This window comes from Acinetobacter sp. 5862 (genome assembly GCF_024494585.1).
In the GTDB taxonomy this organism is placed as follows: domain Bacteria; phylum Pseudomonadota; class Gammaproteobacteria; order Pseudomonadales; family Moraxellaceae; genus Acinetobacter.
The window spans coordinates 78,345-93,659 of record NZ_JANHGP010000013.1; the positions used below are offsets into that span (position 1 = coordinate 78,345).

General features: G+C 40.8%; 13 protein-coding genes and 1 pseudogene. 5 read left to right on the forward strand and 9 right to left on the reverse strand.

Annotation, left to right across the window (positions count from 1 at the left end; genetic code table 11):
- Nucleotides 1-5 precede the first annotated feature (5 nt).
- The 6 genes from urtD to NO346_RS02065 form a co-directional block, all read right to left on the reverse strand.
- Nucleotides 6-833 (reverse strand): urea ABC transporter ATP-binding protein UrtD, encoded by an 828-nt coding sequence (gene urtD, locus NO346_RS02040; protein ID WP_256414050.1) that lies wholly within the window; start codon nt 831-833, stop codon nt 6-8.
- Nucleotides 834-1,904, reverse strand: coding sequence for an urea ABC transporter permease subunit UrtC (urtC, locus tag NO346_RS02045; RefSeq protein WP_256414051.1), 1,071 nt, complete (start codon nt 1,902-1,904; stop codon nt 834-836).
- A gap of 4 nt (nt 1,905-1,908) precedes the next feature.
- A complete protein-coding gene (gene urtB / locus NO346_RS02050) occupies nt 1,909-3,531 on the reverse strand; it encodes an urea ABC transporter permease subunit UrtB (protein ID WP_256414052.1) in 1,623 nt (540 codons plus the stop codon).
- A gap of 91 nt (nt 3,532-3,622) precedes the next feature.
- A complete protein-coding gene (urtA, locus tag NO346_RS02055) occupies nt 3,623-4,906 on the reverse strand; it encodes an urea ABC transporter substrate-binding protein (protein WP_256414053.1) in 1,284 nt (427 codons plus the stop codon).
- A gap of 258 nt (nt 4,907-5,164) precedes the next feature.
- Nucleotides 5,165-7,048: a DNA topoisomerase IV subunit B gene (gene parE, locus NO346_RS02060; RefSeq protein WP_004659820.1), complete on the reverse strand. Its 1,884-nt coding sequence runs from the start codon at nt 7,046-7,048 to the stop codon at nt 5,165-5,167.
- 17 nt (nt 7,049-7,065) lie between these two features.
- Nucleotides 7,066-7,653 (reverse strand): YqiA/YcfP family alpha/beta fold hydrolase, encoded by a 588-nt coding sequence (locus NO346_RS02065; RefSeq protein ID WP_249570467.1) that lies wholly within the window; start codon nt 7,651-7,653, stop codon nt 7,066-7,068.
- Between the two features lie 261 nt (nt 7,654-7,914).
- On the opposite strand from NO346_RS02065, the gene NO346_RS02070 reads away from it, so the two are divergent.
- The gene (locus NO346_RS02070) at nt 7,915-9,261 is read left to right on the forward strand and encodes a GPI inositol-deacylase (RefSeq protein WP_256414054.1); all 1,347 of its coding nucleotides are present in this window, start codon (nt 7,915-7,917) and stop codon (nt 9,259-9,261) included.
- 50 nt (nt 9,262-9,311) lie between these two features.
- Here the strand turns inward: NO346_RS02070 and NO346_RS02075 are convergent, their stop codons facing one another.
- The gene (locus NO346_RS02075) at nt 9,312-9,815 is read right to left on the reverse strand and encodes a disulfide bond formation protein B (RefSeq protein ID WP_005156976.1); all 504 of its coding nucleotides are present in this window, start codon (nt 9,813-9,815) and stop codon (nt 9,312-9,314) included.
- Nucleotides 9,816-9,833: 18 nt separating this feature from the next.
- A complete protein-coding gene (gene gshA, locus NO346_RS02080; protein ID WP_256414055.1) occupies nt 9,834-11,411 on the reverse strand; it encodes a glutamate--cysteine ligase in 1,578 nt (525 codons plus the stop codon).
- 192 nt (nt 11,412-11,603) lie between these two features.
- Here gshA and NO346_RS02085 point away from each other — a divergent pair, with 192 nt between their 5' ends.
- Genes NO346_RS02085 through NO346_RS02095 form a run of 3 tightly spaced genes read left to right on the forward strand, consistent with a single transcriptional unit; the run spans nt 11,604 to nt 14,067 of the window.
- The gene (locus tag NO346_RS02085) at nt 11,604-12,143 is read left to right on the forward strand and encodes a DUF924 family protein (protein ID WP_256414056.1); all 540 of its coding nucleotides are present in this window, start codon (nt 11,604-11,606) and stop codon (nt 12,141-12,143) included.
- A 40-nt stretch (nt 12,144-12,183) separates the two neighbouring features.
- Nucleotides 12,184-12,741, forward strand: coding sequence for a hypothetical protein (locus NO346_RS02090; RefSeq protein WP_256414057.1), 558 nt, complete (start codon nt 12,184-12,186; stop codon nt 12,739-12,741).
- 18 nt (nt 12,742-12,759) lie between these two features.
- Complete coding sequence (locus NO346_RS02095) at nt 12,760-14,067, forward strand: DUF445 domain-containing protein (RefSeq protein ID WP_256414058.1); 1,308 nt, start codon at nt 12,760-12,762, stop codon at nt 14,065-14,067.
- Nucleotides 14,068-14,104: 37 nt separating this feature from the next.
- On the opposite strand, the gene NO346_RS02100 is transcribed toward NO346_RS02095, so the two are convergent.
- Nucleotides 14,105-14,554, reverse strand: a complete 450-nt coding sequence (locus NO346_RS02100) for a hypothetical protein (protein WP_256414059.1) — start codon at nt 14,552-14,554, stop codon at nt 14,105-14,107.
- A 316-nt stretch (nt 14,555-14,870) separates the two neighbouring features.
- Here NO346_RS02100 and NO346_RS02105 point away from each other — a divergent pair.
- Nucleotides 14,871-15,284 (forward strand): annotated as a pseudogene (locus NO346_RS02105) (aminotransferase class I/II-fold pyridoxal phosphate-dependent enzyme); the annotation flags it as partial.
- Nucleotides 15,285-15,315: the final 31 nt, after the last annotated feature.

The following is a 15,315-nucleotide window of genomic DNA, read 5'->3' on the forward strand; positions in this document are numbered from 1 at the left end:
GTCTCCTAGCGTCCTAAATACTTTTCAATCACATCTTCATTGGCTTGTACCTCTGCCAATGTGCCTTCTGCCAAGATTGCGCCCTGTGCTAATACCGTAACTTTTTCGCTGATGGTATCGATAAAGCTCATGTCATGTTCTACAACCACAAGCGTATGATTTTTTTTCAATTCCAAACACAATTCAGCAGTGCGTTCTGTTTCCGCATCGGTCATTCCTGCCACAGGCTCATCCAATAAAATCAGCTTCGGACGTTGCATCAATAGCATGCCGATTTCTAACCACTGCTTTTGACCATGCGATAATAATCCTGCGGGTTTTTTCACAAATTCCTTTAAACGGATTTGCTCTAAACTTTCATCCAATGCCAACTGTGCTTCAGGGTCTAAACGAGAAAATAAACTTTTCTTCACTCGTTTATCTCGTGGTGCAGCGAGTAGTAAATTTTCCATGACTGTAAAATTTTCAAATACCGTTGGTTTCTGAAATTTGCGCCCAATCCCAGCTTCCGCAATTTCCTCAGTACTCATTTTGGCAAGATCATAGTTTTGTCCAAAAAATGCTGTGCCAGTAGTCGGACGAGTTTTACCTGTGATCACGTCCATTAAGGTCGTTTTACCCGCACCATTTGGTCCAATGATGCAGCGTAATTCACCCTCAGCGATGTACAGTGATAAATCATTTAACGCACGAAACGAATCAAACCACACACTGACTTTTTCTAAATACAAAGCAATCCCGTGACTAAAATCTGCACCTTGGGTTTTGGCACGACCATAGCCCTCACCAAGTTGACCGCCATGTTGAGCTGAGTCTATGAATAAATCACTCATTTAATTGCTCTCCTTTTTAAAACGATCAAATAAACCAATCACACCTTTAGGTAAGAAAATCGTCACTACGATAAATAGCGCACCTAAGATCAATAACCAAGCTTCTGGTGCTGCAACTGTGAAATAAGTCTTCACTGCATTAATCAAACCTGCACCTAAAATCGCCCCAATCAAGGTACCACGCCCCCCTGCGGCAACCCACACTGCCATTTCAATCGAGTTGACTGGATTCATTTCACTTGGGTTAATAATGCCAACCTGTGGCACATACAACGCCCCTGCGATACCTGCAATCACTGCCGATAGCACCCATGCTGAAAGCTTGTACCACAGTGTGCGATAGCCCAAATATTGCAAGCGGTTTTCACTGTCACGAATCGCGCCAAGAACTCGACCATAAGGACGATTCATCAGTTGACGTAAGCCGATAAAGCACAGCATCAAAGTCAAAGCAGTGACAAAACATAAACTGGCACGCATTGGCGCAGAAGTGATATCAAAACCCAATAAGGTTTTAAAACCCGTGAAGCCATTGTTACCACCAAAACCCGTCTCATTGCGGAAGAACAAGAGTGCCGCTGCAAAGGTCATGGCTTGGGTAATAATTGAGAAATACACACCCTTGATTTTGGAGCGAAAGGCAAAGAAACCAAAAATAAAGGCAACTAAGGCAGGCACAGATAAAACCAAAATCATCGCCCAAGCAAAATGCTCAGTGCCCACCCAATACCAAGGGAGTTCCGTCCAACTGAGGAAACGCATGAAATCAGGTAAGCCATCGCCTGCGGATTCACGCATCAAATACATGCCAAAGGCGTAACCACCAAGGGCGAAATATAAACCGTGCCCCAAGCTTAAAATCCCCGCATAGCCCCACACTAAATCCAATGCCAAAGCGACCAAAGCCAAGCACATGATTTTGCCAATCAACGTAATCCAATACGCTGACAGATAAAATGCCGAATCAGGGGATAACAAATGCAACCACGGTAAGCTCAATAACACGGCAAAACATACGGCAATCGCGATTGCACTATACGGTTTATCTGCAAATAAAGAAGTGATTTTCATTGGCTTACTCCACGAAACGACCTTTGATGGCAAACAAACCTTGTGGACGCTTTTGGATAAACAAAATCACAAGAACCAAGAGAATAATTTTTGCTAAAACCGCACCTAAGCCAATTTCCAAAACTGTACCGCTAATCCCTAAACCTAAGGCTGCAAGTACTGCCCCCCATACTTGACCCACACCACCGACGACAACGACAAGGAAGGCATCAATAATGTAGTTTTGCCCGAGATCGGGGCCAACATTGCCGACTTGTGCTAACGCACAACCTGCAAGACCAGCTAAGCCTGAACCTAAGCCAAATGCCAGCATGTCGATACGTGCAGAACGAATGCCCACGGCACGCGCCATTTGACGATTTTGTGTCACAGCACGGACAAATAATCCGAAACGGGTTTTATTTAATAAGAAAACTAAAAGCAGTAAGACCGCCACAGTAAAACCAATAATCGCAATACGGTTATACGGCAACATCAGGCTTGGCGTCAGGGCAATTCCTCCACTAAGCCATGCGACATTCGACACTTCAACATTCTGTGCACCAAAGATCATGCGAACAGATTGCATCAAGATTAAGCTCACACCAAAGGTTGCCAATAATGTTTCTAGTTGGCGACCATACAACGGGCGAATCACCGTGCGTTCAATCAACATACCAATCAGCGCACTCACCAGAAATGCAGCAGGAATCGCTGCCAATAAATACCAATCAACCAAGCCTGCAAAATGGGTTTTAAAAAAACTTTGAATGACGTAAGTGGTATAAGCACCGATCATGATGAGTTCACCATGTGCCATATTAATGACACCAAGCAAACCATAGGTGATTGCAAGACCAAGCGCTGCTAAAAGTAAAATACTAGCGGTACTGAGACCTGAAAATACATGCCCTGACCATTCACTGATTTGAATGCGCGTTTTAATTTTATTTTGTGCATCCAACAACGCTGCCTTCAATGCAGGATTACTTTGTGGTTGTTCTAAGCTTTGGTTAATCAATGCGGATACATCTGGACGATTTGAATCCGCCAAAACTTTTACTGCTTCGATCTTGGTGAATTCATCTGAACTGTTAAAATCTAAACGAGCTTTCAGTTGTGCTAAACGGGCTTTAACACCTTCACTTTTTTCATTGAGATAGAGTTGTTTGATCGTTGCGACATCAAGCTCATCCAAGTTATTTTCTAAAATATCAACAGCGGCTAAACGTTGTGATGCATCATCAGAATTCAATTTAACTTTGGCTTGTCCAAAGTTCAGCGCCTTACGCAAAGTATTGACCAAAGTCACTTGAGACAAGTCTGAAGGCCAAGTTTCGACGACTTGTAGTTGTGGGTAACTTAATAATTCTTCATCGTTTTTTAGAATATAAGTATTGCCTGAACTATCACTATATAACTCATTTTGATCAATATATGCCACCAACTGATCGAGTTGCTCAATACTGGCTGGCCATTGATTCAACATGGCACGGCGAGTAGCAAAGTCAGATTTAACAAAAGTTTGGATGGCATCCTGAGAAGTTGTAGACGTCACAGTTGTTGGTGAAGTAACTTCTGCCCATGCAGGATTAAACATGATCTGTGCCATGATGCAGAGCATTGCCAAAACATAGTGTTTCGCCATAAGACTCCCCTTATATTTTCTATTTAAACCAATCAACAAGAAATAAAACCAAGAAAAACCTGCTGCCGAAACAGCAGGTTGCATAGGAAAATTATTTAGGAATATATGGGCTCCAAGGCTCAGCTTTGATGGTTTGAGGCGTTTTATAAACCACATCAAATTGCCCATCACCACGAATTTGCCCAATCATCACAGGCTTATGTAAATGGTGATTGGTTTCATCCATTTTGAGGGTATAACCCGATGGTGCTGCAAATGTTTGACCTGCCATTGCATCACGAACTTTATCAACCTCAGTAGTACCTGCCTTTTCGACCGCTTGTTTCCACATATTGATACCCACATAGGTCGCTTCCATCGGATCGTTGGTCACAACTTTATCGGCATTTGGAAGTTTGTACTCCACCGCATATTGTTTGAATTTATTCACAAACTCGGTGTTTTTCGGATTTTTAACTGACATGAAATAGTTCCATGCCGCTAAATGACCCACCAATGGTTTGGTATCAATTCCACGTAATTCTTCTTCGCCAACTGAGAAAGCCATCACTGGAATATCAGCAGCTTTAATACCTTGGTTGCCTAACTCACGATAGAAAGGAACATTGGAATCGCCATTGATGGTGGAGATCACCGCAGTCTTTTTACCTGCGGAGAATTTCTTGATATTGGCAACAATAGTTTGGTAGTTGCTATGACCAAATGGCGTGTACTCTTCCATGATGTCTGCATCGGCAACACCTTTAGACTTCAGGAATGCACGTAAGATTTTATTGGTTGTTCGTGGGTAGACGTAATCTGTACCGAGTAAAACAAAACGTTGTGCTTTACCCCCCTCTTCTCCCATTAAATATTCCACCGCAGGAATGGCTTGTTGGTTCGGCGCTGCACCTGTATAGAAAATATTTTTAGACTGTTCCTGACCTTCATATTGCACTGGATAGAACAATAAACCATTTAACTCTTCAACCACAGGAAGCACCGACTTACGTGATACTGATGTCCAGCAACCGAAAATAACGGCAACTTTGTCCTGAGTAATTAACTGACGTGCTTTTTCAGCAAATAGCGGCCAATCTGATGCTGGGTCAACAATGACAGGTTCGAGTTTTTTACCCATCACCCCGCCATTGGCATTGATTTCATTAATGGTCATCAATGCAGTATCTTTCAGAGAGGTCTCAGAAATTGCCATCGTGCCAGAGAGTGAATGTAAAATCCCCACCTTAATGGTGTCACCACTTGCGGCTGGTGCTGCCGCCTTGGTTTCTGTTTTTGCTGCTTCTGTTTTTTCGGCTGGTTTAGAACAACCGACCAGTCCTACCCCCATCATCGCTGCCATAAGAACGGACATTGACATTAATTTGTTTTGCATCTTTGTTCTCCACAGATTGATCTTTTGATTTTTACTGAGTGGAGTTATTCAATTTTTATGCCAACAATTTAAGCTATTGTTTTATTTTAATATTTATTAAATAAAATAAATAAGAATCCAATCTTGTATACAACATTGCATACAAAAAGAACGAGATGAACTAAAATGATGCAGATTAATTTATCCTAAATATGGCTAGACCCTAGATAAAGAAAAGCCAAGCATGAGCTTGGCTTTTAATCTTTCAATTAAAAAGAATTAAACAACTATATCCGCTAAATTACCTTTCTGTTCTAACCAATGCTTACGATCACTCGAACGTTTTTTTGCAAGCAATTTATCTAATAACCCTGCGGTAAAATGCGCATCATCCAAATCGAGTTGGACTAAACGGCGCGTATTTGGGTCCATCGTGGTTTCACGCAATTGACTCGCATTCATCTCACCTAATCCTTTAAATCGAGTGATTTGCGGATTTTTATTACCTTTCACTTTTTTCAAAATGCTTTCGAGTTCACTATCATCCAACGCATAATAAACATCTTTACCAATATCAATACGATACAGTGGTGGCATTGCGACAAACAAATGACCATCTTCAACTAAAGTCGGGAAATGTTTCACAAACAAGGCACAGAGTAATGTCGCGATATGTAGACCATCCGAGTCTGCGTCGGCAAGAATACAGATTTTGCCATAACGTAATTCAGATAGATCATCGCTACCCGGATCAACCCCTATGGCAATCGCAATATCATGTACCTCTTGAGAAGCGAGCACCTCATCCGAAGATACTTCCCATGTATTTAGAATTTTTCCTCGAATCGGCATAATCGCTTGGAAGTTCTTGTCACGCGCTTGTTTAGCGCTTCCACCTGCGGAATCCCCTTCGACAATAAATAATTCGCTGTCTTCGCGCGTTAAACCCACACAATCAGCCAGTTTTCCGGGTAACGCAGGACCAGAGACGATCTTTTTACGCTCCACTTTTTTCGCTGCTTTTAAGCGACGCCCAGCTTTAGCAATTGCCATTTCAGCTAACTGCGTTGCAATCTCAGCATGTTGGTTTAACCATAAAGCAAAGGCATCTTTGGCAATATTCAGCACAATATTGGAGGCTTCACGACTGGATAAACGCTCTTTGGTCTGCCCCGAAAATTGAGGTTCTTGGAATTTCAGCGATAGAATGAAATTGACCCCATCCCAAACATCTTCTGCCGAAAGTTTCATATTACGTGGTAATAAATTACGTAATTCACAGAACTCTCGTAACGCCTCCGTGACCCCTGAACGCAATCCATTGACATGCGTACCACCTTGCGCGGTTGGAATCAGGTTGACGTAGCTTTCCTGAATCTGCTCCCCCCCCTCGACATTCCAACAGATCGCAAATTCACAAGCTGCTCGCTCTGCTTGTCCACTACTGACAAATGCAGGATCAGGTAGAATCTCTCGATCCTCAAGTTCATCCATTAAATAGTCGACTAGACCATTTTCAAACTGCCATTCAATTTTTTCATTATTGATTTTATCGTCATAAATAATTTTTAAGCCCGCCGCTAAAACGGCTTTAGCTTTCAAATTATGCTTCAATGCTTTTAGTGCAAATTTTGGACTATCAAAGTATTTTGCTTCTGGCCAAAAGCGAACGGTTGTTCCTGTCGCACGTTTCGCCACTTTACCTTCTAACACCGATAATGGTGCAACAGGTTCGCCTTGTTCAAATGCCATTTGATACAAGTTACCTTGGCGTTGTACCGCAACCTCAACGCGTGTTGATAAAGCATTCACGACAGAAATACCGACACCATGTAAACCACCAGAAAATTGGTAATTATCGGTACTGAATTTTCCGCCTGCATGTAATTTGGTCAAAATAATTTCGATACCACTTTGTCCATATTCAGGATGAATATCGACTGGCATACCTCGTCCATTATCTTCGACTGACAATGAACCATCTTCATAGACCGTGACACAAATTTGATTGGCATGTCCTGCAAGTGCTTCATCCACCGCATTGTCAATCACCTCTTGCGCCAAATGGTTTGGACGTGAGGTATCGGTATACATACCGGGACGACGACGAACAGGATCTAAACCTGAAAGAACTTCAAGGGATTGTGCCGTGTATTGTGTCACTGGGTCTGACTTCCTTATTAGAGGGCTGTCGATAAAAATCGGAGTACGAAAGGTAATTTTTCTTCAAAATCATCCATTGCATGATTACCATCAGCGTCGGTTAAAATCAATGCAGATGGCTGTGCTGCATTATAATAACGTTGTGCTTGACGATAATCCAAGACTTCATCACCTCGTTGCAACAGTACAAGAATTTTATCAGCATGCTTTAACTTCGTGTCAGCAATTGATTGTAATTGCTGCAATTGGTCGGCATCGAGTGTCCATGAATCAGTGACTTTGAGTGGGATTTGTTCAATCCCGAATAAATCTTCGAATAACTGCCATGGTTGCATAGCAGGATTAATCAGTACAGCAGGGCATCCATATTTTGCGACAAGATATGTCGCATAGAATCCCCCTAAGCTACTTCCAACCAATCTCACTTGATCGAGTGGTAAACTTTCAATCAGCTTAGAAATATCTCTTAAAACGTGTTCAGGCGGTTTATTCAAATCAGGTAAATGCACATCAGCATGCTCAACATTTGTGCAATATTGTTCTAATTGTTGCCCCTTTTTTGACATGGGGCTGCTTTGAAAGCCATGTAAATAAATAATTTGCATACGCACCATAATAGACAACAGCTTGACTTATTATCAAATAAATCACATTATTTAGGTTAATAGATAAATAAATAACAATATAAATTACATTTAAGCTTGATATTGTCTGACACAAAAAACGATAGTGCGCTCCGTTCATCAGTATTCTAAAAAAATTACTTATGAAACACATAAGATGTAAGCGTTTGTTGTAGTTTATCTAAAGAATATTAAGTCAATTACTTCAAACCTTCGGTATATATCAAGGATGGGGAAATCAATATGCCAAGTTTAACGCCTCTGCATGAAACCTACTGCAAATGGGACAGTACACCCCCGAGTCAGGCAGATGTTTTGGAAGGTTTGGCGCAAGTTGTGAGCACGAGCTTAAGTGGTGTTCACGAATTGGTGCAATTAGTGCAAACAGAAGTGTTACGGACAACACTTGGTTTAAGCGCACAAAAAGCTAAAAATTTACAGAAACTTCCACAGTTACAAAAATTTTATCAATTTTCTTATGACACATTACAGAAGTACGGTAGCAGTTTTCTTGCACCAAGTTTACGTCATATTATTGAAAAATTCCCTGTGCTGCATGATAAACCCCTGACACCAACACTGCATTTCGTGGTGGGTGCATTAAACGGGATTTTTGGAGACTTTTTCTTAAAACAACACAACCCAATGGCTTTACCTATGGTGCTTTATGATCATTATGGATCATTACAACAAGGTGAATTAACTGGTCGTATTGTCATTCTTACACATGGTCTGTGTATGAATCATCTCAGCTGGTCAAATAGCCGTTATGGTGGAATTGGTGAACGTCTGCTTGCGCAACGGGACAACAACACCATGTTATATCTGAACTACAATACAGGGCGTCGTATTTCTGCAAATGGTCGAAGCTTTGCCAATGTACTTGAAGATTTAGTACAACGAAATCCAAGAATCACCAGCATTGATTTAATCGGACACAGTATGGGTGGCTTGGTTTCTCGTAGTGCCCTATTTTATGGCAAACAGAATCTCTATCAATGGGTGCATATGGTTGAGAATTTAGTTTGTATTGGTTCGCCACATCATGGTGCGGCGCTAGAACGCTTTGGTTTTATTTTGCAAGATAAATTGGGCGCGTTCCCTTTTATTAGCTTAATTGGTCAACTGATCAACATTCGTAGTAATGGTATTTTAGATTTGCGTCATGGCAGTGTTCGAGATGACGATTGGGAACATAATAATGCACGTATTGGCTTTGCTGATGATAATCGTAAACCTGCACCATTACCCTCTCATATCAATACCTTCTTAATCGCAGGTACTTTAGAATTTGAGAAATTGCGTAATAAAGCACTCTCTGTCATTGGCGATTATTTGGTCAGTGTGGAAAGTGCGCTAGGTGAACATCAAAATCCACGCTTCCAACTTAAATTACCAGAAACCCATAAAGCCGTATTCTATGGTTTAAACCATTTTGAAATTCAGTACCATTCGAGTGTTGCTGAACAGATTACACGTTGGTTATATCCCGATGTTGACGAAGTCGTTGAGGCAGGCATCCAAACGCATTTAATCAATGTTCCGAATAATTATACTTTTGATGATTTAGATGGCATCGTAGAAACCTGATGTCAGTCTTCTTGATCTAAAAAAAAGCCAACGTATCGTTGGCTTTTTTATTATTTAGCAACACTATAATGTCTAAACAACTGCCACAAACATACCAATAAGATCAAACTAAAATACAGCAACGACCACACGGGTAGTGATTGTCCTAAAAAAGTCCAGTCAATTGCAGCACATTCGCCTGAACCTGAAAGCACTTCCTGAAATACCGCTTTCATTGGCAATGCATCAACTAAATAGTCCAAGCCTGGACCACAACTTGGCACCTTATCAGGTGGTAAATGCTGTAGCCAAACATGACGAGATGCCACGCCCACTGACCAACCGATGGATAAGGTTGCTAATAGTGCATAAAAACGTTTAAAACCATTTGAAATCGGATTATGAATAAATGCGACTAATGCAATCAATCCCATTCCAATTAAGCCAATACGTTGGAAAATACACAGTGGGCAAGGCTCTAAACCTTGCACATGTTCTAAATACAACGCAAACGAGATACCAATAATACTCGTTAGTACCAATAATGCACTAACTAAGCGGTAAGTCCATCGCATGGGAAGTCCTCTAAAATTTTAACGGTATTGCGCAAGATATTGTTCAAAGCTGATGTCGTTATCTTGTTCAAGTTGCGCCTGTTTTTGCAACGATGTTTGCGCTAATTCTGCAAAATATTGTTCTCTTTCTGCACTCAATTGATGTTGTTCATAACGATTGACATGTTGTTGAGCCATGACACTCCCGAAGCTCCATGTCCCACCATTATCCAAAGTATCTTTAATCACATGCGCGGAAAGCGTATTTTCAACATGATCTAAACGCTGCTGCATCACTTGGATTGCCTCAGAATATAACTGTGAACCATCCATTTGATCTAACAAAGTAGCGCAGTCTTGAATCGCATTTAAATGACGTTGTGCCCAATCATGCAGTGAAACTATTGTTTCACCTTCTATAATTTTAGCATCTACTGCACGTCCACGATTGACCACTTCTGTTTGATTATGATCAATTTGCTCTTGCTCTTCTGCAAACAAATCAGGACTGTCATTTAATAAACAATACAATGCTAAACTTTCAAGAAAACCCGCTGAAATTTCATCAATTCCAATCGCACTATAAGGGTTCACATCTACGGCACGTAATTCTACATAGCCAACACCACGATTCTTCAATGCTTGTGATGGGGTTTCACCTGCTTGTGGTACTTGTTTCGGACGAACTAGACTGTAGTATTCATTTTCGATTTGGAGCACGTGATCATTGATTTGAATCGGCTCACCCTGTTCATCATTTAAACCTAAATCGGTAAATTCAGGATAAGGGGTATGTACCGCTTTTTGTAATCCATCAAGATAATCGTGTAGATCGTTATAATGGATGCCCAATTCTTTTTGTGCTGAGTTTTGGTAGCCCAAACGTCCCATACGCAAAGCGGTCGCTTCTGGTAAATATAAAGTCCCTTTAACCAAAGGCTGTAAATGATGCTCGCGCCCCGTTAAAAAGCAACGACAAACCGATGGGCTTGCACCCAACAGATACATCACTAAAGGGGTAAGTCGGATAAAGTTCCGAATCAGGCCAAAATAACGATGGCTACGATAATCCTGCAAACTGAGTTGTTTTAATTCTGGCTTGGTTTCATGTTGTTGCAATACTGCAAACAATTGATCCGGGAAAGATAAGTTGTAATGCACGCCAGAAATGGTTTGCATACGGCGGCCATAACGTACACCTAAACCATGACGGTATAAGGTTTTAAAGCGGCCAATATTAGAAGTGCCGTACTGTGCTAATCGAATATTTTCTTCATTATCATCCAACATACACGGCATGGACAGTGGCCATAATCTTTCGCCTTCTTCTAGCTGCTGATGTACCACGCTATGAATATCTCTTAATTCATCTAATGCAGCCGCGATGGTTGTTTTCGGTGTAGTAATAAACTCCATCAATGCTTCTGAATAATCTGTCGTAATATGTGGATGTGTTAGTGCAGAACCTAAAGCTTCTGGATGATTTTTTTGTGATAAAAATCCATTGCTTTGCATACGTAAACTTTCGCGTTCAATGCCGCGTAGCATCCCCTTTAATAGCGAAGCATCTACACAAGTCGGTATCACAGAGGAAGAATGTATGCTGGGTTGATTCATAATTTATATGCTCGCTTATTTAAGATCAGCCAACCACATAAATGGTCGCGACTTGGTTATTCTGCCAATTATAACGACAATTGTGATCTAGTCATCTGATTTAGTTTGGCAATTTTTATCACAATCTTGTTATATAAGACATGCTGAAATTGTGATTTTATTAAAAATAAATCTTCCCATGAGCACTGAGCTATGCAAGCACAGGATATTCTTAATTTTTGGTTTAATCCTGAACACCGTTCACTTTGGTTTGCCAAAAGTGATGAATTTGATGCAAAAATTCGCGACCAATTTCAAATAATTCACCATCAAGCGATCCAAGCAGAGCTTTGGTCTTGGCGACACACACCAGAAGGTCGTTTAGCCGAAATCATTGTGTTGGATCAATTTTCTCGCAACTTATATCGTGATCAAGCGCAAGCTTTTGCCTATGACAGCATGGCATTGATGCTTGCTCAAGAAGCAATTAGTTTACAACTCGATGCTCAATTGAATCCCGAACAACGCTCATTTTTATATATGCCATTTATGCATAGTGAATCTAAATTAATGCACGAGTTTGCTTTAAAACTGTTCCAACGTTTAGGGAACGAAATTAATTTGAGCTTTGAAAAAAAGCATAAAGTGATTATTGACCGTTTTGGGCGTTATCCACATCGTAATGCCATCTTAGGTCGAAGCTCGACACCTGAAGAACTGACCTTTTTAACACAACCAAATAGCAGCTTTTAAGTCTTTCGTCTCCTGAGACATTGAACATAGGAATTGCAAAATGAAATCTTTATTCATATGTGCCCCTCTCCTTGTTACATTAACACTGGCAGGATGTGTAACTGTTCCATCAAAACCCAAAACCTTCGATCAACTGGGTCAATTCACCGCTTATCCATTGAATAACAAAACTTACCGCATTGGTTTCCAAGCAGATAATAATTTGAATTATGCTACAGCAGAGGAAATTACTTTACTCAAAGCTGCACAAACTACAATCAAAAACGGTTTTCGTTATTTTACTGTTGTTGATGATCCAAGTAACGCACGACATAAAACGCAACGCCAAGCTGTGATTTATCCGACACCCTCTTATTACCCATATGGTTATTATCGCCGACATCCTGCATTTTGGCCTGACCCATTCTATGATATGCCTCAAGTGGTCAATCTTGATCCAATCCAAGTGTCGTATACTATCGAGTGTTTTCAGACTCAGCAGCAATCACCTGATGCTTTTGATGCGCAACTCATTTTGCAATCATTAGGGCAAAAATACGGATTGAGTCCAACAGGAGACGTGTTGCAGCCCCCTGCGCCACCTCAAAACAAAAAGTAAATTGATAAGGATGACTCAATGAATTCAGTCGAAGAAATTCACGTACCGAGCCTGCAAAGAAGTAAGTACTTCGCCACTATGGCATTGATCATTGCGGTTGTAGCATGGATTGGCTTAATGGTCGCGGCGCATTTTTTACCTGAATATAAATGGGTCATTCATATTTTTATGTTAGGTGCGGAAGCAGGTGTAGTTGGTGGGCTGGCTGATTGGTACGCTGTCACTGTACTTTTCCGCAATCCTTTTGGAAAAATGCCTTTACCCAAACTATTGCGTGACCATACCGAAATCATTCCACGGAATAAAGCGCGTATTGCAGAATCAATGGGGCGTTTTGTACAAGAAAACTTTTTATCTCCTCAAATCGTTGAACGCAGTTTAAAAAATGCTGACCTCAGTTTGGCCGTCGGTCAATGGCTAGCCAACCCTCAAAATAACCAACAAGTCGTACAGATGATTCAACATACTGTACCGAAAATTTTTGAATTTGTGAGCCAAGATCAAATTGCCCACTTTGTGCAAAACAATAGTGTGCAATGGGTACGCAGTACCAAAATCAATAAACTCGCCAGTGAAATGTTACGTGCTGTTTTGGAAAATGACTTCCATCAAGACGTATTGCAACGCGGTCTTGATCTGGCGCATGAGTGGATGGTCTCTCATCCTGAAAAGGCACGAGATCTATCACGTAAACTGTTCCAAGAATTAGGTGTTTGGAAACTAGCCAAAGGCGCAAGCTGGATTGGGATTGATGTGCAACAACGGACAATTGACTCACTGATTGAAAAAGTTGAATCGATGTTGGCTAACCCTGAACATCCATGGCGGCAGGACATTGAAACCACCACGCATAATCTGATGTTGCAGCTTGTGGACAGCAACAGTGAAGCCAGCAAGCGCTTAAATCAGAGCAAGGATGATGTGCTGGACAGTCCACAGGTGCTGAACTTTATTAGTGGTGCTGTGGCAATTTTATGTGATGCGATTAAAACGGATTTAATGCAGGAAAATTCTGGTATTGCAACGAATTTACAGGCTGCGATACAACAGCTTGGTGAAAGCTTGATTCAGAATGAAAAAGTACGTCAGGTTCTGAATGAAAAAATGGTCGGTTTGGCAACCAACTTTAGCGAACAATATAGCGACAAGATCATCCGTTATATCAGCGAACGTATCCACGAGTGGGATTCACGCGAAATGATTGCCAAAATCGAAAGTGAGGTGGGTGGTGATTTACACATGATCCGTGTCAACGGTGTGATTGTCGGGGCATTTATTGGCTTGGCACTGGGTATCATTCGTGCGATTGTTGAAAATGTTTTATAAATAGCAACAGAACGATGGGGGAATTTGCTCCTCATCGTTATGCAGATTGCGCCAGTTGCTGTTTACTTTCTTGATAATAACGAATCAAAGTATCTGTATCTTGTTTTAAAAATGCAGTTAGATAGGCTTTCACTTGTACCAATGAAAGTTGTTTAAAATGAACTTTTTCTTTCGCCTGTCGTGTAACCAATCCAAACATTTGTTTTTTAGCAACAACTACAGGAATGTCTGTCTTGACAATAAAGTTAAGTTCTTGAAATGACCCATAGGTATTCAATACGATTTCTATGGTCTGTTCTGTCTTTTCATCGGTAATGGTAAACGTTGGGCTAGCACCATCAAGCTGTAGCCAACGGCTTAATTGTTTTTTCCAGCCCATTTTATCAAAACGAGTTAATACCCCAATGGTATTCAATGCCTCAAGCTGCTCTACATCTTTTAAATCCATATGATGTGGATAGCGTATTTTTAGATCGAAACTGTCCATTACTGAATGCCCTATTTCACAAAAATAGTATTTATTTTAATCACCACCTGTAAATTATATCGCTTAAAAAATAAAATTTAAACATAATATGTAATTGAAAATTAACAATTAAATTTACAATTTCAAATCAAAAATGACCAATTCTGTCAGTATTGTTTTTATTAAGACACAATTCCAATATTTCTCTTGATCTGAAACACATGTTTCAAACCAATAAGAGACATATCTCTTTTTATTTAGAGATCGATAATTTGGAAAAGGCCGCTCTTTCTCGATACAATCAGCCCTAAATAAAACATCAATCAGGTTAAAAACCATGTTGCAGCTTCAGTCAAAACTTCCAAGCCAAGGCGTGACTATTTTTAGCGTGATGACTGAACTCGCACAACGACTGAATGCACTGAATCTGTCTCAAGGCTTCCCCGATTTCCCTGCTCCGCCTGCATTGCTTGAAGCGCTGAGCCAAGCCACGCTTTCAGGTTATAACCAATACCCTGCGGGAGATGGTGTTTTAGTCCTCAGAGAACAACTAGCCAAACAATTTTTACAACGAGATCAACTGCAACTCGATCCTGTCACCGAAATTACCATTACCCCTGGCGCAACCATTGCGATTTTTTGTGCCATTCAAGCCTGTATCCATGCAGATGATGAAGTCATTATTTTTGACCCGAGCTATGACAGGGCGAATTCAAACATGAGGTGCGACAGTTTGAAAAGTCTTATGATAATCAACAAGCTGAGCAAATTTCTCTAATGGT